Source organism: Pseudomonas sp. 8Z, from assembly GCF_902506535.1.
Taxonomy (GTDB): domain Bacteria; phylum Pseudomonadota; class Gammaproteobacteria; order Pseudomonadales; family Pseudomonadaceae; genus Aquipseudomonas.
This window is the reverse complement of the sequence record NZ_LR733827.1, coordinates 969,821-996,778: the sequence shown is the minus strand read 5'-3', so window position 1 is coordinate 996,778 and position 26,958 is coordinate 969,821. Positions and strand designations below refer to the sequence as shown.

Sequence of the window (26,958 nt, the reverse complement as noted above, 5' to 3'; positions counted from 1 at the left end):
CTACCATCACGAGTCTGAGGACGCGTTCGTGAAAATCAAGGCTAAGGCGCTTGCAGCGTCTTAAACCAAGCTGAAACACCGCCCCGCCCGCACGCGGGGCACTCTGCCTGCCTATGGACGCAGGCATTTCCCCCCTTACAGGCGACTTGACCGGCGAGCGAATCAGCTCGCTGCAGAACGCCGTCTACCTCCGATTGATGATCCCGCTGGGCAGCTACTGGGCTGATCCCGAGTTGGGCTCACTGCTGTATACCCTGCGCCGCGAAAAAGACCGCCCTCGGGTGGCGCGCCTGGCCGTTCAGTACGCCCGTGAGGCGCTGCAAGGCCTGCTTGATGACGGCCGTGCCATTGCCATTGACGTCACGGCTGAGCAGCCGCACGACGGGCGCCTGTTGCTTCTAATCGAGGTGACGGACGCTGGTGGCCGCACCCAGACCTTCCAGCATCATGTTCAGGTGATCTGATGGCCTTTAGCGCCCCTTCATACCCAACCATCCGCGACGCCATCCTGCGCGAGATCGTCAGCCAGTTACCTGATGCTGATATTGGCAGCGACAGTGACAACTTCGTGCGCTCTGCGGCCGTGGCGGCTGTGGTCGAGGGTATTTATCAAAAGCTGGCCTGGCTCTACCGCCAGATATTCCCTGACCTAGCCGACGAGGAAGAGCTGCTGCACCACGCGGCTATTCGCGGCCTGACTCAGAAAGCGGCCGTCGCTGCAGAAGGCATCGCCGTGATTACCGGCTCGGTCGGCGTCACCCTTGATAGCGGTGCTGTTTTTACCCATGTGGCCAGCGGTGAGCTGCTGACCTCCAATGCCGATGCCACTGTAGGCGAGGACGGCACCGCCACTTTATCAGTGACGGCGCAAACGTCTGGAACCAGCCTAAACGAATTGGCCGGCGCGTTGATTCTCACCAGTGCGCCGCTTGGGTTGGACTCCAGCGCCACGCTGACCGGCGAACTGGCCGGTGGCGTCGATGCGGAAAGCATGGCGTCAGTGCTGACCCGGCTGCTGGATATCATCCGCAACCCGCCCGCAGGTGGCGCCACCTATGACTACCGGCGCTGGGCGCTTGAAGTCGATGGCGTGGCCAGCGCCACCGTGCTACCCAAGCGTCGTGGGCCAACCACGGTTGATGTGGTCATCACTGGAGCCGATGGCGTGCCGAGTCAGTCTGTCATTGATGCCTGTGCGAGTTACATCGACGAAGTGCGTCCGGTCACAGCCGAGGTATTCGTCTACGCGCCTCTTGTGCGCGTTGTGGATGCCGTGGCACAGGTTGAGCTGGCCGCCGGATACACGCTCGCCGACGTGCAGGCAGCAGCCGATACGGCCTATGCACAATCCCTCGGTGCATTGTTACCCGGCGATACCCTGCGCCGGTCGCGTATCGACACCCTCATTTCCAACCTGGCCGGTGTGGTCGACCGTGTCGTGCAAACACCTGACACCAATGTGCCCGCCACCGACGTGGCCGACGCCGTGGGTTGGATTCGGCCCGGCACCATCACCTTGAGCCTGATGCCGTGAGTGGGGTCGCTGATCAGCTTCGCGCTCTGTTGCCACCCGAGGCCTACGACGGTGCGGCGCCGCTGCTGGCGGCGCTCAATCGTGCGCAGGCGGCAAGCCTGGAAGCGGCCAACCGTGCAGGTGATCAGGTGCTGGACAGGGCGTGGCCTGACAACGCCGCCGCGCTGGACGACTGGGAGCGCGTACTGGGCCTGCCTGACCCATGTGTCGTGGGCGACGACATGACCGTGCGCCAACGTGTGGCGGCGGTCATCGCCAGGCTTCGCGGTGTGGGCGGTCAGTCTCGGGCGTTCTTCATCCAGTTAGCGGCCGACCTCGGTTATGAGGTGACCATCACCGAGTTCATGCCGCCACGGGTCGGGACGGTTCGCGCGGGAGATCCGATTGTCGGTGATGGCTGGACTAGCGCCTGGCGCGTCAACGCGCCTGCTGTAACGGTGTTTCGCGCCGTCGCGGGTACGACCGCAGCCGGTGAGGCGTTAGCCGTCTGGGGTAACAAATCGCTTGAATGCAGGCTTAGAGCCATGCAACCGGCGCATGCAACTCTCATTTTTGGATACGGTGCCAACTGATGCAGAAAATCTCCGACAGCACGAACACGGCCAACGCGGCGGGCGAGTTCACCGAAGGCAGCGCGGCGGGCGGCATTCCTGCAACGCTGCTGCGTGCAGCCTGGCTCAATGCGATTCAACGAGAGCTGGTAGCCGTGATCGAGGACGCCGGCTTATCGCTTGACCCGAATGATGACACCCAGTTGCGGGCTGCCATAAGAGTGCTGTTACAGGGAAAGCTAAACGCGAGCGCTACAGCCGTAGCCGCGACCAAGCTGGCCACCGCGCGCACAATTGGTGGTGTGGCGTTCGACGGCACGGCCAACATCAACCTGCCGGGCGTCAATGCGGCGGGTAATCAGAGCACCACGGGCAATGCTGCAACAGCGACCAAACTTGCCACTGCCCGCACCGTGTCGATCAGCGGTGCTGGCAGTGGCAGTGCGTCCTTTGACGGTAGCGCGAACGCCAACATCGCCCTAACCCTGGCCGACAGCGGTGCAGTTGCGGGCACCTACCCGAAGGTCACCGTCAATGCCAAGGGGCTGGTAACTGCGGGGGCGGCTCTTACTGCAGCGGATATTCCCAGCCTGCCGTGGAGCAAGATTGGCAGTGGTACGCCAACGACGTTGGCGGGGTATGGTATTGCCGACGCCGTCGCGCTAGGCCAGGCCGGTGTTGCGTGGGTTGCAGCACAAACCACCAATATCGACACCCTAGCAATTAATGGCGTCTACATCGTCGTTGCTACGACGCTTGGCACGCCTCCGTCCCCCGGCATGATTGGCACCTTGCTGCACTATGAGCGAGGTAGTTCAGGCGGTAGACATCAGCTGTTCATTGATCCATTCGGCAACTTTTATAAGCGCAGCCAATGGTCTGGTAGTGCATGGTCGACGTGGACGGTGTTGGTTACGGGCGACGATGAGGCAACAAAGCTAGAAGCTGAGGCCGGAACTGCAACCAAACGCTGGATGTCTCCGCTGAGCGTATTCCAGGCCCTACGTTCAGCCGCTGCAAACGCTACGGAAGTGCTTCGTGGCGTACTGCGTGTAGGCACACAAGAAGAGGTCGATGCAGGCTCTCTCGATGACGTTACAGTGACGCCGAAAAAGTTGCGTCAGGGTTTCTCCTGCTTGCTGGCTGCAAATGGATATATCGCGTTTCCTACGTGGCTTGGGGGGGTGATTGCAAACTGGGGATATGCCGACATCAACACGGCAATTAATGGCGGCGCAGCTACGGTAACACTCGCGCATGCATACCCAAGCGAACACTGGGGCGCGGTGGGCAACTACAAGCGCGCTCAGCTCGTTAATGACTCACTAGCTGTTAGCACATTCCCCGCAAGTCTCAGCACGCTGACGATTGTTCTTGATTCTGCTACTGGAGCATCGGGCGCGCCGACAGGCGCTCAACAAGCCTTCTATATTTCCCTAGGTAAATGACATGGAATACTTCTTCTGCGCCGCAACGCGCGGCCTTTACCCCGGCAATGCCACGGGCGATGCAATTGGACAGCCCGTCGTCAAAATCACAAAAGAACGGTACATCGAGCTGGCCGGGAAACAGCTCGATGTGGACGAGGATGGCAACCCCATAGAGTTCGTTCCTCCCTCATTCCGTGCTGGGGCTGCGGATGTCGACGCCGAGCGCGACCGCCGCATTGACGGAGGCATTGAGTTCCAAGGCGTGACGTTCCAGTCCCGCGCAACCGACCGTGAGAACATCGCGGGCGCCGCACAGCTCGGATTTATGGCCGTGGTTTCCGGGGCGCAGCCTGGCGACCTGCGTTGGTCGAACGCCGATGTCGACTTCGCCTGGATCGCCAGCGACAACAGCCTTGTGCCAATGGACGCACAAACCGTGGTCGCCTTCGGAAAGGCTGCGGCAGAGCGCAAGCAAGCGCTGATCTTCGCCGCGCGACAACTCAAGGATATGGAGTCGATTCCGGCCGACTACACCGATGACAAGTGGTGGCCGTGATGGGGCGCTTTCCTCTGCCGCTGAACGTGCAACTGCTCGATGGCGGCGAACTGGCCCGCCTACTCACCGAGTTCATGTACCACGACCCTGCCGGGCCGACTGTGCACGTTCCGACCGGCTTCGAGACGGACTTCGCTAGCGTACGCCCGCTACGCAATATCGCAGTGGGTCTGCTGGCTCTGAGTCTGGTGGTGGGCTGGTTCCTGCCGATGCTCGGCGCTGCGGTCGGCACTGCGGGGTTTGGCGCCCTGGCGCTATACGCCAGCGTCGTCGGCTATGGCCACGCGGCGGCGACCATTCATGACCGCCTGTACGCCACCGGAGAGTTGTCCCGCTATTGGGCGGATCGAGTGTTCTACCAAGCCTTACGCGCCAGCGGCGTGGCCCGTTGGCGAGCCTGGCTCATGTATGCCGGTGTCCGTATCGGCGGGCACTGGCGCTACAACAAGCAGTAAAGAGAGGGCGACCCGTTTCAGTGTTCCAGCACCCAAACGGGCCGCCGACCAGCAGTCTAGGCCTGCAAGCCAGCCAAGGCCCTCCTGCTCGCGCGAACGACGGGGAGCTTGCTGTTAAGGCTTCAGCAGGCGGATAAGACGATCAATCAAGTAGTCTTCGTTGAAGTGGCTCACATAGGTACCGTCATTTGCCCTAAGAACCTTCCACACTTGGTCTTCCTTCCGCACGACATTCGGACGCTCCTTATCCCCCAACCCTGTCAGAGGATAGGTAACGGCATCATTCCTAAGCTCTGCGCTGATTGAAATTGTCCTGTTCAGAATTTCGATATGGATCGATTTAAGCTCAATGAGCTTTCCCCTGGGGCCAGTCACTGACTCTGTGGCTACAGAGGTTTTGAGGTCTTCATCCACTAGATAAAGCCACTTCGAGACCATTTGTCCAAACTCTGTGGCCTCCGCCTCCAGTCGGCGTACGAGCTGCACTTGGTCTTCCTCATCGGACGCTAGCTTCTGCTTGTACTCACTAACTGCTGCCTTTAAATCCTCTTTACTGGGCATTTTTCACTCCTTGGCGTGATGGTTGCCAAGCTAACCGGCCACCAGTTCTGGTGCCAATTAATTCGCTAAATCGCATCCGCTGGAGGTTCGTGCCGAGGGCATCGGGGTGGTGCCTGCAGGACTGTTCTGAGGTGCCAATTATGCCGCTAATTTAGACGGCTTTGCCCGTGAGAGGCAGTGCCAATCACTGCGCGTGGCGGTGCCAAAAACGGCGCGCGCTTACACAGAGAACGACATGGCTTTCGAGTGAAACCAATACTTTCAGGCGCGCGAAAATCCCCCTTCAGGAGGCCGAACGTAGGCATTGCGCAGGGGGCGAGCGGCATGGATGCCGCGAGAGGCTTGAAGGGCCATGGATGGCCCTTGCAAGCCGACCCCGGAGCGGTGCCGGAGTGAGGGAAGTCGAGCGCAGCGAGACCCGGATGGCGGGGGTGCGCTTTCTTTTGCTTACTTTTCTTTGCGCATTTCAAAGAAAAGTGAGTCGCCCGAGGGGGCGAAACAAGGAGTTTCCGAACACACCGTAGCGGCGTCCAGAACACCAAAAAACACAAACTTGCCAGTCCAGTATCAAACCAGCATTCCCCTCAACATGTTCATTCCCACCTCATGACGTCAGCCAGCCGGTAGCCATGGATGGGCAGCTCGCCCGGCGATGGCTATGATCAGAACCATGAATTCCCCATTACCCTTGCGTAATCCCTGCCCACCCGGCGCCTGCGACTGCCAGCGCGACGAACTGCTGCAGGTGCCGGGCGCCGACACGCGTGTGCTGCTGCTGACTCGCAACGAGGAGCAGCGCCTGCTTGAGCGCCTGGAGAGTCTGCAGAGCCTGGAGGACTTGCGGCGTATGCAGCAGCGTATGTTCGAGAACTTGGGCATTCGCCTGCATATCGAACCCGCGCATAGCGAAGTACGCACTATGCGTGGCATCCATATGCGTTTCGACACGCATCCAGGCTTGTGCCGCAAGACCCGGCAGAGCATTCCTGCCGCCATCCGCCGGGCGATGGAAAAGAACCCGGAAATCGCCTGGCGCTTGCTCGATTCCTTCGATTTGTTTGGCGGCCTTTAGTCGACTCTTACCAGGGCAGTGGCTGCCCATCGTAAGCGTGAAAGCTGCCGCTGTGCTCGGGGCCGAGGCTGTCGATCACCTGCAGCATTTGCGCCGCAGCCAGTTCTGCCGGTCGCGCGGCTGTGGCGCCGCGAAAGGGGTGTGACAGTGGGGAGATCACCGTGCCGGGATGCAGGCTGAGCAGGCGCGCCTTGGGTTTGCTGCGCGCCAGTTCGATGGCGGCGGTCTTGATCAGCATGTTCAGCGCGGCCTTGGAGGCGCGGTAGGCGTACCAGCCGCCCAGGCGGTTATCGCCGATACTGCCGACCTTGGCCGAGAGCATGGCCATGGCTCCCTGCTTGTCGAGCAGCGGCAGGAAGTGACGCAGCACCAGCGCCGGGCCCAGGGCATTGACCTGAAACACCGCTTGCAAGGAGTCGGCCTCAATGGCGCTGAGGCTCTTCTCCGGCGCAATGCCAGGGCGATGCAGCAGCCCTGCGGTGTGCAAAATAAGCTGGAAAGGCCCTTCGTCGGCCAGTGCCTCAGCAGCAGCGGCAATACTGTGTGGGGCTTCTAGATCGAGTGCCGGCGTGCTGCCGCGACTGAGCTCGCGCACGCTGGCGCAGTTGTCATCAGCGCGCAGCAATTGGCAGAAGGCCTGGCCAAGCGTGCCGCTGGCGCCGATCACCAGCGCCTTGTAGTCGCTGCCCAGGCTGGTCAGGCTCATGGCTGGGCTGCGCCACGGCGGAAGAACAGCGTCACCTGGCCCAGTTCGACACCGAATTTGCTCATCGCCGAACGGTTGATCAGGGTGTCGTCGTCCATCAGGTACATCCAGTCGTCGAAGTAGACGACGTAGGTGCTGTCACCCACCGGTAGGTTGAGGTGATAGCGCCAGTGCAGGGCATTGCCTGCGACTTCGCCGATAGCCTCGCCGACCACGTCGCCGGCGGTGCCGATCCAGCGGCCCGTGCCGTCGGGCGTCAGCGTCCAGACCCGGCGCTGGCGGGTGCCGTCGCTGTACAGGAAGCGCTCGTCGAGGATCAGCTTGTCGCCGTCGCGCCGACTCTGGATGTCGACGTGGAAGCGCTTGATCACCTCACCGGAGCGATCCTGAAACATGCCCCAGGCCTGTACCGGGCCGGAGAAGAAGGTGGGCAGGTCGAGCGCTGGTGTCTCTTTTGCGTAGCGCTCGACCGGTACTTGGCCACAGCTAATCAGTAGCAGGCTGGTCAGCACCATCAACAGAGCTTTCATGGGATACCTCATGGGTTGAGGCCGAGCAGGGCGGCGCGCAGTTTTGGGCTGCGCGTTTGCGGGTCGAGCCAGATGGAGAAAAAGGCGCGGGCGAAGGACGGATCATCGACCTCGTGCTGCAGTTTGCCGTCGACATAAAACAGGCAGCCTTGGCCTGGCAGGTAGACGCCGGTGATATGGGTGCCATCGCGCACATCGACGAAGGCTTGGCGCATGTGTTGCGCCCACTGAGCTTCGCGCTCGCCCTGCAGGGCGCTGGCGTCGATGCGGCGGATTTCGTCGAGGCTGGTATCGACCAGGGTTTCGCGGCTGATGCTGCGCCGGTAGGTGAGTTCCAGGGCGAAGGGCTGCTCGAAGTTTACCTGCCGTGCCGGGCTCCACAGTTTGGCGTTGTAGACCGTGAAGCCGAACCAACTGAAGTCCCCGCTGCCAACCAGGCTGGCCTGCGGCAGTTGGGCGCGCCAGCCGGTTGGGCTGTTGGCCTGTGCCGATAGGCTCAGTATCAGGCTGAGCAGCAACAGCACCCAGAGGCGCGAGGCGAGCGCCGCCATGTTTATCCCTCCGATTTTGTGGTGCGAGCGCGTGTAGCGCGCGCCAGGGTATAAAAAATCCGGCAGCCAAAAAGGGGAGTGGTGAGCTGCCGGATTGCGCAGTCGGTCAGTAAAACCTGTACAAGAATTTTATGTGTATAGCTTTTGTAGAGCTATAGCGATCATTTTGCAAGCCGTGTCGTTGCGCTTTTGTCGTCTCACAAAGCCATGCGCCCGACAGGTCGGGGGACACTGTTGGGCGCATGGGTTACTTAGGCTTACCAGGGCAGAGATTGGCCCTGGTAATCAAGGAAGGCGCAGTGTCGCCGCTGCAACTGATCGATGATCACGTTGCGCAGGCCGCGGGCGCTTTGCTCCACGCTCAAGGGCGCGGCATCGCCACCCATGTCGGTGCGTACCCAGCCGGGATGCAGGGCCAGCAGGCTCCAGGGCAGTTGTGGCAGTTGCGCCTGCCAACTGCGCAGCAGGCTGTTCAGCGCTGCCTTGCTGGCGCCGTATAGCGGCATCTCGGCGGCGCGTGCCAGTTCCAGGCTGGCCATCTGCGAACTCATGAAGGCGATCACGCCGCCGTCGACCACCTGATCGACCAGTTGCTGGGCCAGGCGGATGGGCGCGATGGCGTTGGCGAGGAACAACTGGGCGATGTCTTCGCCTTCGGCCTGGCGTGGGTCCTGATGTGCTGGGCCATAGACGCCGGCATTGAACAGCGCACAGTCCAGGCGCTGGTCCTGCAGGGCTGCCGCGACAGTGCAGGAGGCGTCTTGGCGGTTGAGGTCGCAGGTGATCACTTGCAGAGCATCTGGACGCTGGGTGCGTAGCGCTTCGAGCGGGCTGGCTGGGCGCAGTTCACGCACCACCGCATGCACTTGCCAATCGGCGTCGAGAAAGGCGCGCACCAGGCCGAGGCCCAGCCCGCGTGAGGCGCCACAGATCAGAATTTGGCGTTTCACGGCCACTGCATTTCTCCTTTGAGCACTTTGGCGCTCAGTTCCAGGCTGCTGTCATCTTGCAGGTTCGGGTAATGCGCCTTCATCGCTGCGATCAGTGCTTGGCTGTCCTTGGCCTTAGGCAACTCCTGCTCCAGAACTGACAGGTAGTCGCGGGTGAAGTGCAGGTCGGTCAGGTTCATCGCCGGTTCGCCTAGGTAGTGACCGGGGATCAGCGTGGTCGGTTGCAGGGCTTCGAGTTCGTCCAGCGATTTCAGCCAGCTCTGCCGTGCTTCGGCGCTCTGCGCATCGGCGACCCACAGGTGGATGTTGGCGCTGGTCAGCACGCCGCCAACCACGGCCTTGATGCTGGGAATCCACAGGCTGGTGTGCTCTGGATCATGGCCGACCACCTCGATGCGCTGGCCTTCCAGTTCCAGTTGATTGCCTTGCAGCGCTTGCGGCACCAGGGTGCGGGTCGGCGCACTGTCCTTGAGGATCGGCCCCCAGTAAGCCAGCTTCGGCGCGCGGGTTTTCTCGATGTAGGCGACGGTGGCCGGGGTGGCCAGCACCTTGGCTTCGGGGTAGGCGCGGGTCAGCAAGTCGAGGCCGAAGTAATAGTCCGGGTCGCCATGGCTGATGAAAATTGTGGTCAGACGCTTGCCACTGGCGCGAATGCGTTCGACCAATGCCTGGGCTTCGGTGTTGGAAAACTGTGCATCGACCAGAATGGCATCCTTCTCGCCGCTGATCAGGGTCGAGCTGACCGGGAAGACGGCCTTTTCACGCGGGTTGTAGGTGTCCAGGGTCAGCGGCTGGGCGAGGGCGCTGCCGACGGCCGCGAGCAAACCAATGCCGGCGATAAGGCGGGTGGCGAGGGACATGGTGATCTCCAGGCAGGTAAGGGTGGCTGCATCCTATGCGCTACCCGGCGAGCGAAAAGCCCCGTAAGCTGGCCATCTTTGTTGCATAAACCGAGCGAATCATGGATCGACTGACAGCGGCGCGGGTATTCGTCGAGGTGGTGGAGCGGGGCAGTCAGACCGCTGCCGCTGACGGGCTGGACATGTCGCGGGCGATGATCTCGCGCTACCTGGCCGAACTCGAAGGCTGGGCCGGCGTACGCCTGTTGCACCGCAGCACGCGCAAGCTGAGCCTGACCGTGGCCGGCGAGCAGATGCTGCCGCAGTGCCGCGAGATGCTGGCGCTGGCCGAGCGCATGCAGGCGCTGGGGCAGAGTGCGGACGATACGCCACGCGGCACCTTGCGCATGACCTGCAGCCAGTCCTTCGCTCAGGCCTGGCTGGTGCATGCGCTGCAGGCCTTCACCGAGCGTTATCCGCAGGTCAGCGTCGATCTCTTGGTCGGCAGCGAAGCGGTCAATCTGGTGGAGGCGCGCATCGACCTGGCGCTGCGCATCACCAATCAGCTCGACCCCAATCTGATCGCCCGGCGCCTGGCCGTGTGCCGCTCGGTGGTCTGTGCCAGCCCGGCCTACCTGGCGCGGCACGGCACGCCGCAGCGCCCCGAGGATCTGGCCCGGCACAATTGCCTGGCCTACGCCTATTTCGGCCGCAGCCTGTGGGAGTTCGAGCATCAGGGCGAGGTGAGCGCCGTGTCGGTAACCGGCAGCCTCAGCGCCAACGAGTCGATGGTATTGCTGGAGGCGACCCTGGCTGGCAGCGGCATCAGCCTGCAGCCGCTGTACTCGGTGGATGGCCTGCTGCGCGAGGGACGTTTGGTGCGCTTGCTGTCGAACTACCAGCCGCCGGAGCTGGGCATTCACGCCCTGTACGGCACACGGCGACAGATGCTGCCGGCCATGCGCCTGTTGCTGGACTTCATCGCCGAACGCCTGGCCAGCGAAGCGCACTGGCAACCCTGAAAGAGCAGCCGTACTTGCATTCGGCCAGCGACCTTCGAGAATGAAGGTGTTGGCCTATCGGACACCCCCTCCATGCTCCTCAGCTTCATCAAACGTATTCGCCAACTCTGGGATGCCGCGGATCTCGCGCTGATCGGTCAGCGCCGGGAGCGCCGCATGCGTCTGCTGGCCAGCCTGGTGATGCCGCTGGTTGGTGTGGGCTGGGGCCTGTTCTTCGCCACTCGGGGTGAGTGGCCCATCGTGGCGATGGACGTGGCAATCATCGTCAGCGGTATTGTGGTGTTCATCCTTACGCTGAAACAGCGAGCACGCAGCGCCAATCTGGTGATGTTCGCTGCGCTGATCCTGGCCATCGTCGGCTCCACCCTGTTTCTCGACCCACAGACGGCGGCCGCACCGCGCGCCACTCATCTTTATCTGCTGCCGGTGGCCGTCGCCGCGCTGATGGCCTTTCGCGACGAAGTCTTGTGGCTGCGCTACGGCATGTGCCTATTCTGCTTTGTGCTGTTTCTGGCGCTGGGGGCTTCCTCTTGGTCGCCGACCCTGGCCTATGCGCTGCCCGACGAGGTGCGCGCAGTTGGCTCCTGGCTGCAGGGCGCGGCAGCCATGGCCATGTTGTTCATGCTCCTGTACATCCTGCAGACCGACACTGCCGAGCGCTCCGAGCTGGATCGCGACCTGCAGGCCGCCTTGCGTGAGCAGCAGTTCGTGCTCCATTACCAGCCTCAACTGGACGAGCACAATCGTGTGCTCGGCGCTGAACTGCTGATTCGTTGGCAGCACCCGCAACGCGGTCTGCTCGGGCCGGGCGAGTTCATCGATCACGCGGAAAAGACCGGCCTGATCATCGCCATCGGCCAGTGGGTGCTGGAACAAACCGCTGCCCGCTTGCGCCAGTGGCAGGATGATCCGCGCTACCAGCATCTCAGTCTGGCGGTGAACATCAGCCAGAAGCAGGCCAGTCAGGCCAGTTTCGTCGCCGAGATACTCGATCTGATCCAGCGCCATGCTATCGACGCGCGGCGCCTGGAACTGGAACTGACCGAAACCCTGATCGTGCAAGACATGGAAGACCTCACCAGCAAGATGGCGGCGCTGGTCGAGCGCGGCGTGCGTTTCTCCCTGGATGATTTCGGCACCGGTTTCTCGTCCCTCAGCCACCTCAAGCGTTTGCCGCTGAGCAAGCTGAAGATCGACCGCTCGTTCATCTGCGACGTGCTCACCGATGCCAACAGCGAAACCATTGTGCGTACCGTCATCGCCCTCGGCCAGAGCATGGGCATGACGGTGATTGCCGAAGGTGTGGAGACCGAGGCGCAGCGTCATTTTCTGGCTGACAGCGGCTGTCAGCAGTTCCAGGGCTATCTGCTGGGCAGGCCGATGCCGCTGGAAGACTTCTGCCAATTCGTTCAGCGGCATAACGGCTGAACCGTCCATCCTCCATTTCGGCGTTCGAGTGAACTCGTGGCGGCTTGCCAGGGTCTGTCTGCTGTCGGCCAGGCAGGGCAGAATTTAATGGCAAATTGCTGTCATTGTGCGCAGTTCAGCGGCGATCCTGCATTCAACCTGCGTGTCGGCTTTCAGCACGCCCGTCAGTCGGGCTTCGTACCACTGCCAGTCGAAGATCTCCTATGCGCTTATCCCGCCCGTTTTCTGTTCGCCTCACCCCGTCACCTTCCCGCCTGCTGGGGGCCTGCCTGCTTGGCAGTGTGCTCGGTGTAGCACCGCTGCACGCCGAAGAGGCCGCCAGCGATCAACGCTGGGTCAGCGACAGCCTCAACACCTATGTTCGCAGTGGGCCTACCGATGGCTACCGCATCGTCGGCACGTTGGCCTCCGGGCAGAAAGTGACATTGCTGCGTACTCAAGGTGATTACAGCCAGGTGCGCAGCGAAAACGGCGATACGGTGTGGATTCCCAGTAGCGACCTGCAGTCGGTGCCGGGCCAGGCCGAACGCCTGCCGCAACTGGAGCAAAAAGTGGCGGATCTTTCCGCCGAGCTTAAAGGCATCGACGATGCCTGGAAGGCGCGCGTGCAGGGTATGCAGGAAACCCTGGATTCACGCAAGCAACTGATCGACGAGCTGCAGGCCGCTCGCAGTGCGCTGGATGCCGAACTGACCAGCACCCGCTCGCAACTGCGTGACGCCCAGGCACAACTGGGTAATGAGCAGCAGCAGGTGCTGATGCGCTATATGGTTTATGGCGGCAGCATTGCTGGTGCCGGCTTGTTGCTGGGTTTGATTCTGCCAACCATGCTGCGGGTCAAGCGCAAGCGCAGCGACCAATGGGTTTGATGTCTCAGGCACGGGCTGTCAGGTGACGAGCGATACCCTTCTTCAGCGGCAGCAGGCCCTGGGCCACGCGCAATCCGGCGCCGCGCAGCAGGCGCGCTGGCAGATTGTCGTTGGTGTACAGCTCCACCAGCAGGTTGGTGGCCTGGTACAGCGGCCAGGTGGCCAGGCGGAGCTGGCGCTCGTAGCGCGCGAGGGCAGAGCTTGCAGCGATGTCCTGGCCCTTGGCATGAGCCGCCAGCAGGGCGTCGCTCAGTAGCTGCACGCCGATCAGGCCGAAGTTGAAACCGTGCGCGGTGACCGGGTGCATACCCACGGCAGCATCGCCGAGCAGGGCGCAGCGGTTGCCGACCATGCGCCGCGCGTAGGCGCCCACCAGCGGGTAGGCGTGGCGGCTGCTGACCAGTTGCATGGCGCCCAGGCGGCGGTCGAAGCGTTGCTCCATCTCGCGGGCGAAGCTGGCTTCGTCCAGCTTCTGCAGGCGCTCGATCTCGCGTGGCGGCAGGGTCAGCACGGTGGACGACTGCCGGCCATTCAGGGGCAGCAGGGCGAGGGTCTGGCCGTAGCCGAACCACTCCCAGGCCACCTGCTGGTGATCCTGCTCGTGCTGCATGCGGCACACCAGCATGGTCTTGCCGAAGTCCTTGAGCTGCGCACCGATGCCGAGCTGGCGGCGGGTTTCCGAGAAGCGGCTGTCGGCGGCGACCAGCAGACGCGGTTGCAACACCTGGCCGTCCTGCTGTACCAGCTTTACCTTGCCCGCGCTGTGTTCTATGGCGCGTACGCTGCTTTCGCATAGCAGTTGCACATCGGCGCAGTCGCTCACGGCCTGATAGGCGGCGTGGCGAATCGCCTGGTTGGCCACCAGGTGGCCGAGCCGCTCGGCGCCGGCTTGCTCGGCTCGAATTTTCAAGGCGAACAGTGACGGGCCGTTGAGCACCTGGGCGTCGCGCAGTACGGCGACCTCTTCGGCGGGCAGGCGCGCCCACAGGCCCAGGCGTTCGAGCAGGGCCTGCGAGCCATGGGTGAGGGCAATCTCGCGGCCGTCGAAGGCCGGTTCCGCCAACGCCTGTTCGGCCTGGCGCTCCAGCACGACGATGGACAAGCCGTGCCCGGACAGGGCGCGCGCCAGGCACAAGCCCGCTGGGCCGGCGCCGACGATGACGATATCGGGTGACATGCTGCTGCTCTCCGTGCGGATGAGTAGGGCGGGCGAAGCCCGCCACGAGGGCGGCGGGTTGCACCCGCCCTACGTGAACTCGGAAGGGCGAGTCTAGGCCGGCAGGTAGTGCCTGATATTGTCCGGGATCATGGTTAGGAATCGCGGCTAAAGCCGCTCCTACCTACAGGCGCAGATGATTTGCGGGAGGGGCTTTAGCCGCGACAGGAAATATCCGACTACAGGGCGCCTCTAAAAACGTAGGCGAGGCAGTCAGCGCAAGGCAAAAACAGGCGAAAAAGCGCAGTTTACGAGTTGTAAATGAGCATTTTGAGCCTGTTTTTAACGCCGCGATGGCAACGCAGGTAGTTTTTAGAGGTGCCCTACAACAATCCGGCCACCAGACGCCCAAGCACTTCCATGGCCTGTTCGCTGCGCGGATTCCATGGGTGGCCGTAGTTCAGCCGCGCGCAGTGGCGAAAGCCCTGGCTGGCGGAGAAGATCGGCCCTGGCGCCAGGCTGATGCCCTGGGCCAGCGCCAGGCGAAGCAGTTGCAGCGAGTCCAGGCGCTCGGGGAACTCGAACCAGAGGAAGTAGCCGCCGGCTGGCCGTGTGACCCGCGTGCTGGCGGGAAAGTGCCGGGCAGCCGAGGCGAGCATGGCGCTCTGTTGCATTTCCAGGGCGTGGCGCAGCTTGCGCAGGTGGCGGTCGTAGCCGCCGTGCTGCAGGTAATCGGCCAGCGCCGCCTGCGCCGGCACCGAGGGCGAGATGGTGGTCATCAGCTTGAGCCGGGCGATCTGCTCGGCATAGCGCCCGCCGGCCACCCAGCCGATGCGGTAACCCGGCGCCAGGCTCTTGGAGAACGAGCTGCAATGCATCACCAGGCCGTCGCGGTCGAAGCTCTTCACCGGCTTGGGCGGGCGGCTGCCGAAGTACAGCTCGGCGTACACGTCGTCCTCGATCAGCGGCACCTGATGCTCCACCAGCAGCTCGTACAGCGCCTGTTTCTTCTCCTCGCTCATGCTCGCGCCCAACGGGTTCTGCAGGCTGCTCATGAACCAGCAGGCCTTGATTGGCAGTTGTTCCAGGCTCTGCGACAGAGCCTTCAGGTCAATGCCCTCGCGCGGGTGCACGGGAATTTCCACCGCCTTGAGCTGCAGGCGTTCCAGCACCTGCAGGCAGGCGTAGAAGGTGGGCGACTCGATGGCCACCAGGTCGCCCGGCTGGGTCACGCACTGCAGGCAGAGGTTGAGTGCCTCCATGGCGCCGTTGCTGATCACCAGCTCCTCCATCGGCAGCATCACGCCGCTGACCATGTAGCGCAGGGCGATCTGCCGACGCAGGTCTGCGTTGCCGGCGGTCATGTCGGCGATGATCTCGTGCGGCGAGAGCCTGCGCAGGGCGTGCGCCATGCTCTTGGCCAGACGCGGCAGGGGAAACAGGTCGGGGCTGGGGAAGGCCGAGCCGAAGGGTACGGTGTGCGGGTTCTTGAGCGAGGCGAGCACGGAGAAAACCAGTTCGCTGACGCCGACCTCGGTGGTGTGGGCTGCGTGGGCGGTCAGCTCAGGCTCGTGCAGTGGGCGCTTGGCGTGTTCGCGAACGAAGTAGCCGGAGCGGGCGCGCGCCTGGATCAGGCCGCGATCTTCCAGCAGGTAATAGGCCTGGAACACGGTGGATGGGCTGACGCCGTAGGTGCGGCTGGCATGACGCACTGACGGCACTTTTTCACCGGGGCCGAGCACGCCGGTGCGAATCAGCTCGGCAATCTCGTCGGCGAATTTTTCGTAGCGTTTCATCCTGTCCTGGTTCACCGCCGCAAAGGGTACGGGCGAACACTTTACGGGGTGCGCGGCAGACATGGCAGTGCCTCGTGAATCGTTCAGGAGGGGGATGGCGGATGTAGCCCGGATGCAATCCGGGGAACGGGCACAGAGCCCCCGGATTGCATCCGGGCTACAGGCCTCAACGCAACGGTGCGAGGAAGGTGCTCTGGGTGCTGACGCGGCTGTCCGGGTTGGCCTGGTCGCTCACCTCGAATTCCACCGTGCGTGTGCTGGCACCGTTACTGGAGGCGGTCAGGGCGACGTTGACCGGCAAATCGCGGATCTCGCCCGGTGCCAGGTTCAGCGCGCGCGGGCCGTGCAGCTCGAAGTCACCGGGCTCTACCAGACTGATGGCATAGCTGCGCGGTTGCTGGGTCTTGTTGATGATCTTCAGGCTGTAGATGTTCTCGATCTGACCCAGGGCGTTCTCGCGGAACAGACCACGGTCGCGGGTCACGTCGAGGGAAATCAGCGGGCGCTCGGCCAGCGCCCAGACTAAGGCCCCCATCATCACCGCCAGCATCGCCGCGTAGCCGATCAGGCGTGGGCGCAGCCAGTGGGTCTTGCCGCCGGCCAACTCGTTCTCCGAGCTGTAGCGCACCAGGCCGCGGGCATAGCCGAGCTTGTCCATGATGCTGTCGCAGGCGTCGACGCAGGCGCCGCAACCGATGCACTCCAGTTGCAGTCCATCGCGGATGTCGATGCCGGTCGGGCAGACCTGCACACACATCGTGCAGTCGATGCAATCGCCCAGGCCCTCGGCCTTGTAGTCGGCGTCCTTGCGCCGTGGGCCACGGTTCTCGCCACGGGCGGCGTCGTAGGAGATGACCAGCGTATCGCTGTCGAACATCACGCTCTGGAAGCGCGAATAGGGGCACATGTCGCGGCACACCTTCTCGCGCAGCCAACCGGCGTTGATATAGGTAGCGGCGGTGAAGAACAGCACCCAGAACGCCGTGGTGGCGCCGACTTCAAGGGTCGCCAGATCGAGCGTCAACTGGCGCACCGGGGTGAAGTAGCCGACGAAAGCCAGTGCGGTGAGCAGGCTCACCGCCAGCCACAGGCCGTGCTTGGCGCTGCGCCGAGCCAGTTTCTGCAGCGACCAGGGCGCGGCGTCGAGCTTGATGCGTTGGCCACGGTCACCCTCGGTGATCTGCTCGACACGCATGAACACCCAGGTCCATACGCTCTGCGGGCAGGCATAGCCGCACCAGACGCGGCCAGCCAGCACGGTGATGAAGAACAGGCCGAAGGCGGCGATGATCAGGATGGCTGAGAGCAGGATGAAATCCTGCGGCCAGAAGGTTGCGCCGAAGATGTGGAACTGGCGGTTCTCCAGGTCCCAGAGCACGGCCTGGCGGCCGTTCCAGTCGAGCCAGGCGGTGCCGAAGAACAACAGGAACAGCAGGCCGGCGCCGAGCAAACGCAGGTTACGAAAGCGCCCGGTGAAGCTGCGCGTATGGATCGGGCCGCCGGCCTGGGCCGGTGTCAGGCGGATGGGTTTGCTCGGGTCGAGGGTCTCGACGCTGCGCACGGGGATCAGATCGGTCATGGCGTTGCCCTCATCAGGCATTTATTCAGGCTGGCGGCATGATCCGAGTGGGGCTGTTTGCAAAACAGACTCAGGTTTTCGATAAAAAAGCAGATCAGATGGCTGAGGCAAGCGCAGGGGGTGGTGTCAGGAAGCTCGCCAAGCCGCGCCCTGTCTGGCGCCTGTAGCTTTGCTGGTTGGCGATACAGAGGCCGCCCTGCGACATCGCGCCACGCCAATCAGTGCGCTGCAGCGGTCCCTGCCGTACCGATCTGATCCGCTTTTTTAAGGCTTTTCTGGCGCTGTTTTCGGTGCACGTCTGGCAGGCATAGTCGGCTCCCCGTGATCAGGAGGCCTGCCGGCATGTACCAATACGACGATTATGACCGTGCGCTGGTGCGCGAGCGCGTCGCCCAGTTCCGTGACCAGGTCCAGCGGCGCCTGGCTGACGAGCTGAGCGAGGAGGAGTTCCTGCCGCTACGCCTGCAGAACGGCCTGTACCTGCAAAAGCATGCCTACATGCTGCGCGTGGCCATCCCCTACGGCACCCTGTCGGCCAGGCAGATGCGCGCGCTGGCGCATATCGCCCGCGAGTACGACCGCGGTTATGGCCACTTCACCACGCGGCAGAACATCCAGTTCAACTGGATCGAGCTGGAGCGTGTACCGGACATCCTCGACTGGTTGGCCGATCACGACATGCATGCTATCCAGACGTCGGGCAATTGCGTGCGCAACATCACCACCGAAGCCTTCGCCGGTGTCGCCGCCGACGAATACCTCGACCCGCGTCCTCTGGCCGAGATCCTCCGCCAGTGGTCGACGGTCAACCCGGAATTCCTCTTCCTACCACGCAAGTTCAAGATCGCCCTGTGCGCCGCCGAGCAGGATCGTGCAGCGGTGCAGGTGCACGATATCGGCCTGCAGGTCTACCGCGACGAAATCGGCGAGCTGCTGCTGCGCGTCTTGGTCGGCGGCGGTCTGGGGCGCACACCGATCATCGCCCAGCCACTGCGTGAGGGCCTGTCCTGGCGCGACCTGCTGTCGTACGTCGAGGCCACCCTGCGCGTGTACAACCGCCACGGCCGGCGCGACAACAAGTACAAGGCGCGCATCAAGATCCTGGTCAAGGCCCTTGGCATCGAGGCCTTCGCCGCCGAAGTGGAGCGCGAGTGGCAGATGATCAAGGAGGGCCCGGCGCAGTTGACCGAGGACGAGTATCAGCGCGTCGCCGCTTCTTTCCGTCGGCCTGCCTACGCGTCGCTGGCGCAGACCGATCTGGACTTTGGCACCCACCTGGCGCGCGACGCCGGTTTCGCCCGCTGGGTCGCGTGCAATGTCATGGCGCATCAGGTGCCGGGTTACGTCAGTGTGGTGCTGTCGACCAAACCCGGTATCAGCGCGCCGCCCGGTGACGTCACCGCCGCGCAGATGCAGGCCGTGGCCGAGTGGAGCGAGCGCTACGGTTTCGGCGAGATTCGCGTCGCTCACGAACAGAATCTGGTGCTGCCCGACGTATGCAAGGCCGATCTGCATGCGCTATGGCTGGAGGCCCAGGCAGCCGGCCTGGGCACCGCCAACGCCGGCCTGCTGACCGATATCATCGCCTGCCCCGGTGGTGACTTCTGCTCGTTGGCCAATGCCAAGTCGATCCCCATTGCCCAGGCCATCCAGCAGCGTTTCGACGACCTCGACTACCTGCATGATCTGGGCGAGCTGAGCCTGAACATCTCCGGCTGCATGAACGCTTGCGGCCATCACCATATCGGCAACATCGGCATCCTCGGCGTCGACAAGAACGGCAGCGAGTGGTACCAACTCACCCTCGGCGGCAGCCAGGGTCAGCAGGCGGCGCTGGGCAAGGTGATCGGCCCGTCGTTCGCCGCCGAGCAGGTGCCCGAAGTGATCGAGCGCATCGTCGGCACGTACGTGGACTATCGCGAGGTGGGCGAGGGCTTTCTCGACACCTTCCAGCGCATCGGCCTGGAGCCGTTCAAGGAGCGCGTGTACCGCCGCGAGGAGGTGGCATGAACAACCTGATACGCCTGATCGACGGCCAGGCCTGCATCGTCAGCGACGATCCCTGGCAACTGCAGGACGAAGAGAGCGGCGCGCCGTTGATCCTGCCGCTGGCCGCCTGGCGCGAGCGGCAATCCGCCGAGGTGCTGGAGGGCAGGGCGCTGAGCGCCGATGGCTTGCTGCTGCAGGTGGATGACGAGCCGCAAGTGCTGCAGCCGTTTCTCGCCAGCCTGCCGCTGATCGCCATTGACTTTCCCAGCTTCCGCGACGGCCGTGGCTACAGCCAGGCCTACCTGCTGCGCACCCGCCTGGGTTGGCGCGGCGAGTTGCGTGCGGTGGGCGATGTGCTGCGTGACCAGTTGGCGCATATGCGCCAGTGCGGCTTCGATGCCTTTGCCGTGCGCGCCGACAAATCGGTGGAGGATGCACTCAAGGGGCTGGCTGGCCTGAGCGTACTCTACGGTCGCTCGGCCATCGAACCGCGCCCCCTGTTTCGGCGCGGACGCATCAGTGAGGAGTCGCTATGACGCTGCTGCGCGGCCTGTTCTGGCTGGTGCTGCTGCAGCTCGCGGGTGTCGTGCTCAATCACTGGCTGTTGCCCATGCTGCCGGCTGCCATCATCGGTCTGTTGCTGCTGTCGGTGTGGCTGATGTGGCGCGGCGCCGTGCCCGAGCCGTTGCAACAGGCAGCGGGCGGTTTGTTGCCATTCCTGCCGCTGCTGCTGGCCGTGCCAGCCTCGGGCATCATGACCAGCGGTGACCTGCTGCTCGCCGAGCTGCCGGTGATCGCCACCGCGCTGGTGCTGTCGCTGCTGATCACCGTGCCGTTCTGCGGTTGGTTGCTGCAAACCTTGATCCGCCGTCAGGAGCGCAAGCGATGAGCGTGCTGACTCAGCACCCGTTGTTCGCCATCGCCCTGACCCTGGCGGCCTTTCTCATCGCCGCCTGGCTCTATCGGCGCAGCGGCTGGCTACTGTTGCAGCCGGTGCTAGTGTCCGTGGTGCTGATTGTCAGCACACTGCTGGCCTGCGGTGTCGACTACGCCACCTATCGCGCTGGCGCCGAGCCCATCGCCTGGCTGCTGGGGCCGGCCACCATCGTCCTGGCCGTGCCGCTGCAGCACAATATCGCGCGTATTCGCCAACTGTTCTGGCCGGTGCTGATCACCCTCTGTGCCGGCGGTGTGCTGTCGGTGGCGCTGACCCTGGCCATCGGCTGGGCACTGGGCGCCGATTGGAGCGTGGTGATGAGCCTGGCGCCGAAGTTCGTCACCATGCCCATTGCCATGCCGGTGGCCGAGCAGATCGGCGGCGTGGCGTCGCTGGCGGCGGTGATGGTGATGCTCACCGGGGTGATCGGCACGGCGCTGGGGCCGTTGTTGCTGCGCTGGGCCGGTGTCGAGCATCCGGCTGCGCGCGGCCTGAGCTACGGCATCAACGCCCATGCCATCGGCACCGCCCACGCCCTGCAGGAAGGTGAAGAGTGCGGCGCCTTCGCGGCGTTGGGCATGAGCCTGCTGGGGATCATTACGGCGTTGCTCTTGCCGCTGCTGCTGGCTTGAGCGGGCGGAATCCCGCCAGTGTTGGCGCTAGTTTCCCTGCGATCTGGCGAGTTCTCGCCAGATTTTCATGGGGCTGCGGCAGAAAGCCGCGTTATTACTGCTGAAACCTTTCAGCGGCACGTAACTTGCTCTAGCCCACGGCGCGCTGGAGTACGCCCATCAAGAGGCCTGAAGCACCCTTCCTCCCGCCGCGCCGCAGACCTGCGGCTATCGCCCATGAGCGGCCCATACGGCTGCTACTTGAAACCTTGCCTGCATGGCTTATCGCCGTGCGACAACACTGGACTGTCCCATGAAGAAAACCCTGCTGACGCTGCTCTGCCTCAGCGTGATCGGCTGCTCCAAACCCCAGGAGCCCGAGAAAACTGTCGACGTCGTACTGATTGGTGCCGGCGTCATGAGCGCCACCCTCGGCACTTACCTCAACGAGCTGCAGCCGGACTGGAGCATCGATATCTACGAGCGTCTCGACCGCGTTGCTGGTGAGAGCTCCAACGCCTGGAACAACGCCGGCACCGGTCACTCGGCCTTCTGCGAGCTGAACTACACGCCGGAAACCGCCGACGGTGGTATCGACATCAGCAAGGCCATCGCCATCAACGAGTCGTTCGAGATCTCCAAGCAGTTCTGGGCCACCCAGGTCGAGCGCGACGTGTTGAGCAAGCCCAAGACCTTCATCAACAATGCTCCGCACATGAGCTTCGTCTGGGGTGACGACAACGTCGAATACCTGCGCAAGCGCCACACTGCGCTGCAGCACAGTAACCTGTTCCGTGGCATGGAGTTCAGCGAGGATCCCGCGCAGATCGCCCAATGGGTGCCGCTGATCATGGAAGGCCGTGACCCGCAGCAGAAGATCGCAGCCACCCGCATGGCCATCGGCACCGACGTCAATTTCGGTGAGATCACCCGCCAGTTGACCGACTCGCTGATCGGCAAGGACAAGGCCAGCCTGCACCTGGAGCATGAGGTGCGTGACCTGCAGCGCAATGATGACGGCACCTGGCGCGTGACCGTGGCCGACCTGGCCAAGGGTGGCGCCGAGCAGAGCGTCAACGCACGTTTCGTCTTCATCGGCGCCGGTGGTGGCGCGCTCAAGCTGCTGCAGAAATCCGGCATCGAAGAAGCCGAGGGCTACGCTGGCTTCCCGGTGGGTGGCCAGTTCCTCATGACCCGCAACCAGGACGTGGTCGCCCAGCACCTGGCCAAGGTCTACGGCAAGGCTTCGGTCGGCTCGCCGCCCATGTCCGTGCCGCACCTGGACACCCGCGTGATTGATGGCGAAACCGTGCTGCTGTTCGGCCCGTTCGCCACCTTCTCCACCAAGTTCCTCAAGAACGGCTCGCTGCTGGACATGTTCAGCGCCATGACCACCGACAACTTTATGCCGATGGTCAACGCCGGTATGGACAACTGGTCGCTGAGCACCTACCTGATGGGCCAACTGATGTTGAGCCAGGAAGAGCGCATGGCATCCTTGCGCGAATACTTCCCGCAGGCGCGTGACGAGGACTGGGAGCTGATCAACGCCGGCCAGCGCGTACAGATCATCAAGAAAGACCCGGTCAAGGGTGGCGTGCTGCAGTTCGGCACCGAAGTGGTGACTTCCGCTGACGGCAGCCTCAGCGCGCTGCTGGGCGCCTCGCCGGGTGCCTCCACCGCGGCACCGATCATGCTGCACCTGATCGAGAAGGCCTTCGCCGACAAGGTCGCCACCCCCGAGTGGCAGGCGCGCCTGAAGGAGATCATTCCGTCCTATGGGCAGAAGCTGAACGATGACCTGGAACTGACCAACCGCATCCGTCAGTGGAGCAGCGAGCGCCTTGGCCTGCTGCACGTCGACGTGGCCCCGGACGTAGACGTGGCCGCCGAGCCTGAGCCGAAAGCCGTGACCCTGTAAGGCGTCCGGCGCTGTACAAGAACCCGCCCTGCGTGATGCGCAGGGCGGGTTTTTTATTGGGCGGCTGATATTCGTGACCTGAATCTTTCGCGGCTAAAGCCGCTCCTACGGGGCGGGGGAAGACCTGTAGGAGCGGCTTCAGCCGCGATGTTTTTGTTAGCCCCAAGGCACCGGCTTGCATGCAAGTACCGTAGCCCAGTCGCAACCCGGGGGCATGCCCATACCCAGTCGCGGCTGAAGCCCCTCCCACAGATCCCACCGTGCCTGTGGGAGGGGCTTTAGCCGCGACATCTTTGGCATGAGGTCATACGGTTACTCCGTCAGCGTCATCAGAATATCGGCGTACCAGGTGCAGTTCAGGCCCAGGGCTTCGTCCTGATCTTCGTCGCGATTGCCGAGCAGGCGCGTGGAGTGGATGCCGAGTAGGCGCCAGGGCAGGTCGTCGGCACTATTGGTGCGTCTGACCACCGGCGCACCGCTGAGGCCACGGTGGGTGCGGCCATCGGTGAGAAAGTAGCCTAGCCCCTGAAAACGCAGGCCAAAAGAGGATGCCAGCCCGGCATGGCGCGCCACCGGCATGCGGTGCAGGGTGTCCTGGAAGCCCAGCGGGAAGCCGACCACCAGCAGCGTCGAGCCGATCTCCACATGCTCGTCGGCTTGCAGCAGGTGCCGCGGGGTAAAGGCCTGGTAGGCGCCGTTATAGGGCAGGGCGGTTTGATCCAGTTCGATCACCGCCACATCGATCTCGCCCGCGCCATCCATGCCTTGTCGCCACAGTTGCTGCACGCCGTCATACAGCGGAATGGCGAAACTGACGGTGCAGGCCAGATTGTCGGCATCGGTATGCAACTCGATTTGCAGGCTATCGGGCTGGTGGCCGCTGGGTTCGTCGAGCACGACATGACGGCTGGTCACCAGAAACAGGCGAGCATCGCGCTGGAAGAAAAAACCGCTGGCGTTGGTCTGGGTTTGGCCCGCCGCCAGGGTGGTGATGCGCGCGGCGCTGAGCATCAGGGAATCGATCATTGCTATTGGCCTCCTGCCGGTGTGTGGCTTAGCGACTGACTGCCACGCGCGTGACAGGTTCGTCTGATGGTATCGAGCCTTCGCCATGGTGGATGTAAAAAGCGACATCCTCCGGGGTGAGCGGTTACTGGCCGGCTCCCGCGTATGCTCCCGATGCCGGTTTTTGTGAGCTTCGTAGGGTGGGCTTCAGCCCACCACGCTGCCAGCCTGGGCTAAATCCCACCCGCGTCATACGCTAGCCGGTTCGTCCTCGTTGCGATCGAGCGCCACCTGGCGGATCGACAGGCGAATCTCCGCCGGCAGCACGCGCTTGGCCGCGCCCTCGGCCAGCTCGCTGAGCAGTGGGTGATGGCTGAGTTTGCCCGCTTCGTCCTGGCGCAGTACGCCTTGATCCAACAGGCTCTGGATGAAGTGGCGGAACAGGCTCTTGTCGAAGAACTCCGGTGCATTCAGGCCATGCAGGATCGACAGGCGCTGAGCCATGACCGTGCACAGGTCTTCCAGCTCCTCGGCGCTGATCGCGTTCTGCCCGGCATTGAGCAGCAGGGCAATGGCCATGTAGAAGCGCTGCAGGGTCTGTGCCACCGAGCGCGACAGCAAGGTCAGCAGCACGAACTGGCGCGAGCTGGGCGCCGGGCGCACATACACGTCGCCCTCGACCTTGAGCAGGCCTTGCTCGACGAACGCCGCCAGCCATTGGTCGACCACGCCTTCCAGCTCGCTCGGCTCCCAGCGGATGAACAGCTCCGATTGCAGGTAGGGATACAGCGCGCCGGTGAAGCGCAGGATCTGCTCGCGGCTGATCCGCGCGCTGCTCTGGAAGAAGCTCGCCAGCAGCGCCGGCAGGGCGAAGATGTGCAGCACGTTGTTGCGGTAGTAGGTCATCAGGACGGCGTTCTGCTCGTCCAGATAGAGAATCTTGCCCAGCGCGTCCTTCTGTTCGGCGAGCAGATTCATGCCCTGTACGTGCTCGATCAGCGCCGCACCGTCACCCTCTGGCAGGGTCGTGTGTGGCGAATACGGCACCGCGCGCAGCAGCGCCAGGTAGAGGTCGAGCACACGGGTCAGTGCGCGTTCATCCAGGGCCAGTTTGCTGGTGGAGAGCAACGCCAATGCCACCAGATTGACCGGATTGATCGCTGCCGCTTCGTTGAGGTGGCGCGCCACGCGCTCGCCCAGGCGGTTGGTGGTGTCGTGGAGCCAGGCCGGGCGGTACTGCGGGCCGAGTTCCTGCTGGCGCCAGTCCGGCTGCTGCTGGTCGAGAAACTCGCCGAGTTTGATTGGCTCGCCGAAATTCACCGACACCTGGCCGAAGCGCTGCTTGAGCGCGCCGAGCACCTTGAACAGATCGAAGATCGACTCCTTCTTCTTGCTTGCGCCGCGTAGTTCGCCCAGGTAGGTGCGGCCTTCGAGCACGCGCTCGTAGCCGATGTACACCGGCACGAAGACGATGGGCAGGCGGCTGCTACGCAGAAAACTACGCAGGGTGATGGCCAGCATGCCGGTCTTCGGCCTGAGCATGCGCCCGGTGCGCGAGCGGCCGCCCTCGACGAAATACTCGACCGGGAAGCCCTTGCTGAACAGGGTATGCAGGTACTCGTTGAACACCGCCGTATACAGCGGGTTGCCCTTGAAGGTGCGGCGCATGAAGAAGGCGCCGCCACGGCGCAGCAGGCCGCCGATCACCGGCATGTTGAGATTGATGCCGGCGGCAATATGCGGCGGCGTCAGGCCATTACGGAACAGCAGGTAGGACAGCAGCAGGTAGTCGATATGGCTGCGGTGGCAGGGCACGTAGATCACCTCGTGGCCCTGGGCGATGTCGCGCACACCTTCGATGTTGTGCACCTTGATGCCGTCGTAGATTTTGTTCCAGAACCAGGAAAGCACCAGTTCGAGGAAGCGGATCACCGTGTAGGTGTAGTCCGAGGCGATTTCATTGCCGAAGCGCAGCGCCTGCGCCTCGGCCTTTTCCTGGGTGACCTTCTCGCGCTCGGTGTGCTCGGCAATGGCCTGGCGTACCTGTGGCGCGTGCACCAACCCTTTGACCAGATTGCGCCGGTGCGACACGTCCGGGCCGATGACAGCGGCCTTCTGATTGCGAAAATGCACACGTAGGATGCGGTGCACCATGCGCAGCGTGCGCTCCTGGCCTTTGTCCTGTTCGACCAGCTCGCGCAGGTGAATCGGCGTGGAGAACTGCACGCGGGTCTTGCGCCCGAGAATCAGGATACTCACCAGGCGGCGCAGGCGTCCGGTCACCGCCCAACTATCGGCGAACAGCAGCTTCCAGGGGCTGGTTTCACGATCCGGCGATTGCCCCCAGAACACACTGACCGGAATGATTTGCGCATCATCCACGGCATGCTGGCCGAGGGCGTTGACGATGCGGTCGAGCGTCGGTGAAATGCCGCGCTTGTCCTGACGGCCGAACCAGTCCGGCTCAGGCGTCAGATAGAAGAATGCCGCAGGCTCCATGTGTTCACCGACTGCCACCGGCAGCACCGGGCGCGGCAGACCGGACTTGCTGCACTCACGGTCGAGCACTGCCAAATCGCTCATCGAGGGCTGCTGCAGCACGTAAAACACCGGCTTGCTGCGGTCGAGCTTCAGCGTGAAGGCGGACTGGTTGATGGTTTCCGAGCGTACCCAGAGGTACAACAGACGGCGCAGTGCACTAAAGGCCATGCGGCGCAAAGGGGAGCGGGTCATACGGACTCTTGGGCAGTTGAGCGAGCGCAGGCTCGGGAAAGGGCGCTAGTGTGCCGCAAGCCGCACCTGGCGGGCAAAAAACTCTCACTGTTGGCGGGCAGCATGCGCCACGCAGATGACGAAAGATCGAAGCAACGCGCCTACCCGATAACTGAACCGCAAAACGGCTTCAGGTTC

The 26,958-nt window shown here is 63.3% G+C and carries 26 protein-coding genes; 15 read left to right on the top strand and 11 right to left on the bottom strand.

Features of this window, described 5'->3' with window-relative positions; all coding sequences use genetic code 11:
* Positions 1 to 146: 146 nt before the first annotated feature.
* Genes AERO9A_RS17450 through AERO9A_RS17425 form a run of 6 tightly spaced genes read left to right on the top strand, consistent with a single transcriptional unit; the run spans position 147 to position 4,526 of the window.
* Positions 147 to 464: a phage GP46 family protein gene (locus tag AERO9A_RS17450; protein ID WP_256665995.1), complete on the top strand. Its 318-nt coding sequence runs from the start codon at positions 147 to 149 to the stop codon at positions 462 to 464.
* Positions 464 to 1,534, top strand: coding sequence for a baseplate J/gp47 family protein (locus AERO9A_RS17445; protein WP_159973187.1), 1,071 nt, complete (start codon positions 464 to 466; stop codon positions 1,532 to 1,534). Before AERO9A_RS17450 ends, AERO9A_RS17445 begins: the two co-directional genes overlap by 1 nt.
* The gene (locus AERO9A_RS17440) at positions 1,531 to 2,106 is read left to right on the top strand and encodes a YmfQ family protein (RefSeq protein WP_159973186.1); all 576 of its coding nucleotides are present in this window, start codon (positions 1,531 to 1,533) and stop codon (positions 2,104 to 2,106) included. The genes AERO9A_RS17445 and AERO9A_RS17440 overlap by 4 nt, the downstream gene beginning before the upstream one ends.
* A complete protein-coding gene (locus AERO9A_RS17435; RefSeq protein ID WP_218580148.1) occupies positions 2,106 to 3,533 on the top strand; it encodes a hypothetical protein in 1,428 nt (475 codons plus the stop codon). The genes AERO9A_RS17440 and AERO9A_RS17435 overlap by 1 nt, the downstream gene beginning before the upstream one ends.
* Before the next feature lies 1 nt (position 3,534).
* Complete coding sequence (locus AERO9A_RS17430; protein ID WP_159973185.1) at positions 3,535 to 4,071, top strand: DUF4376 domain-containing protein; 537 nt, start codon at positions 3,535 to 3,537, stop codon at positions 4,069 to 4,071.
* Complete coding sequence (locus AERO9A_RS17425; protein WP_159973184.1) at positions 4,071 to 4,526, top strand: DUF1353 domain-containing protein; 456 nt, start codon at positions 4,071 to 4,073, stop codon at positions 4,524 to 4,526. The genes AERO9A_RS17430 and AERO9A_RS17425 overlap by 1 nt, the downstream gene beginning before the upstream one ends.
* 114 nt (positions 4,527 to 4,640) lie before the next feature.
* Here the strand turns inward: AERO9A_RS17425 and AERO9A_RS17420 are convergent, their stop codons facing one another.
* A complete protein-coding gene (locus AERO9A_RS17420) occupies positions 4,641 to 5,087 on the bottom strand; it encodes a hypothetical protein (protein ID WP_159973183.1) in 447 nt (148 codons plus the stop codon).
* 670 nt (positions 5,088 to 5,757) lie between these two features.
* Here AERO9A_RS17420 and AERO9A_RS17415 point away from each other — a divergent pair.
* Positions 5,758 to 6,159: a hypothetical protein gene (locus AERO9A_RS17415; RefSeq protein ID WP_159973182.1), complete on the top strand. Its 402-nt coding sequence runs from the start codon at positions 5,758 to 5,760 to the stop codon at positions 6,157 to 6,159.
* Between the two features lie 7 nt (positions 6,160 to 6,166).
* Here AERO9A_RS17415 and AERO9A_RS17410 read toward each other — a convergent pair whose 3' ends face one another.
* The 5 genes from AERO9A_RS17410 to AERO9A_RS17390 all read right to left on the bottom strand — a co-directional run bounded on the left by AERO9A_RS17410 (position 6,167) and on the right by AERO9A_RS17390 (position 9,756).
* Positions 6,167 to 6,865 (bottom strand): SDR family NAD(P)-dependent oxidoreductase, encoded by a 699-nt coding sequence (locus AERO9A_RS17410; protein ID WP_159973181.1) that lies wholly within the window; start codon positions 6,863 to 6,865, stop codon positions 6,167 to 6,169.
* Positions 6,862 to 7,395 carry a DUF3833 domain-containing protein gene (locus AERO9A_RS17405; RefSeq protein WP_159973180.1) on the bottom strand — a complete coding sequence of 178 codons (534 nt, stop codon included), beginning with the start codon at positions 7,393 to 7,395 and terminating at the stop codon, positions 6,862 to 6,864. The genes AERO9A_RS17410 and AERO9A_RS17405 overlap by 4 nt, the downstream gene beginning before the upstream one ends.
* Positions 7,396 to 7,403: 8 nt before the next feature.
* A complete protein-coding gene (locus AERO9A_RS17400; RefSeq protein ID WP_159973179.1) occupies positions 7,404 to 7,946 on the bottom strand; it encodes a chalcone isomerase family protein in 543 nt (180 codons plus the stop codon).
* 257 nt (positions 7,947 to 8,203) lie between these two features.
* Positions 8,204 to 8,896 (bottom strand): SDR family oxidoreductase, encoded by a 693-nt coding sequence (locus AERO9A_RS17395; protein ID WP_256665994.1) that lies wholly within the window; start codon positions 8,894 to 8,896, stop codon positions 8,204 to 8,206.
* The gene (locus tag AERO9A_RS17390; RefSeq protein ID WP_159973177.1) at positions 8,893 to 9,756 is read right to left on the bottom strand and encodes an MBL fold metallo-hydrolase; all 864 of its coding nucleotides are present in this window, start codon (positions 9,754 to 9,756) and stop codon (positions 8,893 to 8,895) included. Before AERO9A_RS17390 ends, AERO9A_RS17395 begins: the two co-directional genes overlap by 4 nt.
* A 101-nt stretch (positions 9,757 to 9,857) precedes the next feature.
* Between AERO9A_RS17390 and AERO9A_RS17385 the strand changes: the two genes are divergently transcribed.
* The 3 genes from AERO9A_RS17385 to AERO9A_RS17375 all read left to right on the top strand — a co-directional run bounded on the left by AERO9A_RS17385 (position 9,858) and on the right by AERO9A_RS17375 (position 13,054).
* On the top strand, positions 9,858 to 10,757 hold the full coding sequence (locus AERO9A_RS17385; protein WP_159973176.1) for a LysR family transcriptional regulator: 900 nt from the start codon (positions 9,858 to 9,860) through the stop codon (positions 10,755 to 10,757).
* Between the two features lie 72 nt (positions 10,758 to 10,829).
* Positions 10,830 to 12,185, top strand: coding sequence for a bifunctional diguanylate cyclase/phosphodiesterase (locus AERO9A_RS17380; protein WP_159973175.1), 1,356 nt, complete (start codon positions 10,830 to 10,832; stop codon positions 12,183 to 12,185).
* A gap of 203 nt (positions 12,186 to 12,388) precedes the next feature.
* On the top strand, positions 12,389 to 13,054 hold the full coding sequence (locus tag AERO9A_RS17375) for a TIGR04211 family SH3 domain-containing protein (RefSeq protein ID WP_159973174.1): 666 nt from the start codon (positions 12,389 to 12,391) through the stop codon (positions 13,052 to 13,054).
* Between the two features lie 4 nt (positions 13,055 to 13,058).
* Here AERO9A_RS17375 and ubiM read toward each other — a convergent pair whose 3' ends face one another.
* The 3 genes from ubiM to ccoG form a co-directional block, all read right to left on the bottom strand.
* Positions 13,059 to 14,231 (bottom strand): 5-demethoxyubiquinol-8 5-hydroxylase UbiM, encoded by a 1,173-nt coding sequence (gene ubiM, locus AERO9A_RS17370; RefSeq protein WP_159973173.1) that lies wholly within the window; start codon positions 14,229 to 14,231, stop codon positions 13,059 to 13,061.
* Positions 14,232 to 14,593: 362 nt separating this feature from the next.
* Entirely contained in the window at positions 14,594 to 16,006 is a 1,413-nt protein-coding gene (gene mapR, locus AERO9A_RS17365; protein WP_159973172.1) for a GntR family transcriptional regulator MpaR, read from the bottom strand.
* A 166-nt stretch (positions 16,007 to 16,172) separates the two neighbouring features.
* Positions 16,173 to 17,585, bottom strand: a complete 1,413-nt coding sequence (ccoG, locus tag AERO9A_RS17360; RefSeq protein ID WP_159973171.1) for a cytochrome c oxidase accessory protein CcoG — start codon at positions 17,583 to 17,585, stop codon at positions 16,173 to 16,175.
* A 342-nt stretch (positions 17,586 to 17,927) separates the two neighbouring features.
* Between ccoG and AERO9A_RS17355 the strand changes: the two genes are divergently transcribed.
* The 5 genes from AERO9A_RS17355 to AERO9A_RS17335 all read left to right on the top strand — a co-directional run bounded on the left by AERO9A_RS17355 (position 17,928) and on the right by AERO9A_RS17335 (position 23,043).
* Positions 17,928 to 19,595, top strand: coding sequence for a nitrite/sulfite reductase (locus AERO9A_RS17355; RefSeq protein ID WP_159973170.1), 1,668 nt, complete (start codon positions 17,928 to 17,930; stop codon positions 19,593 to 19,595).
* The gene (locus AERO9A_RS17350) at positions 19,592 to 20,110 is read left to right on the top strand and encodes a DUF934 domain-containing protein (RefSeq protein WP_159973169.1); all 519 of its coding nucleotides are present in this window, start codon (positions 19,592 to 19,594) and stop codon (positions 20,108 to 20,110) included. Before AERO9A_RS17355 ends, AERO9A_RS17350 begins: the two co-directional genes overlap by 4 nt.
* Positions 20,107 to 20,463, top strand: coding sequence for a CidA/LrgA family protein (locus AERO9A_RS17345; RefSeq protein ID WP_159973168.1), 357 nt, complete (start codon positions 20,107 to 20,109; stop codon positions 20,461 to 20,463). The genes AERO9A_RS17350 and AERO9A_RS17345 overlap by 4 nt, the downstream gene beginning before the upstream one ends.
* The gene (locus tag AERO9A_RS17340) at positions 20,460 to 21,143 is read left to right on the top strand and encodes an LrgB family protein (protein WP_159973167.1); all 684 of its coding nucleotides are present in this window, start codon (positions 20,460 to 20,462) and stop codon (positions 21,141 to 21,143) included. Before AERO9A_RS17345 ends, AERO9A_RS17340 begins: the two co-directional genes overlap by 4 nt.
* Before the next feature lie 292 nt (positions 21,144 to 21,435).
* Entirely contained in the window at positions 21,436 to 23,043 is a 1,608-nt protein-coding gene (locus AERO9A_RS17335; RefSeq protein WP_159973166.1) for a malate:quinone oxidoreductase, read from the top strand.
* A gap of 312 nt (positions 23,044 to 23,355) precedes the next feature.
* Here the strand turns inward: AERO9A_RS17335 and AERO9A_RS17330 are convergent, their stop codons facing one another.
* Entirely contained in the window at positions 23,356 to 24,069 is a 714-nt protein-coding gene (locus AERO9A_RS17330; protein WP_159973165.1) for a serine protease, read from the bottom strand.
* Between the two features lie 228 nt (positions 24,070 to 24,297).
* On the bottom strand, positions 24,298 to 26,781 hold the full coding sequence (plsB, locus tag AERO9A_RS17325; protein ID WP_159973164.1) for a glycerol-3-phosphate 1-O-acyltransferase PlsB: 2,484 nt from the start codon (positions 26,779 to 26,781) through the stop codon (positions 24,298 to 24,300).
* Positions 26,782 to 26,958: the final 177 nt, after the last annotated feature.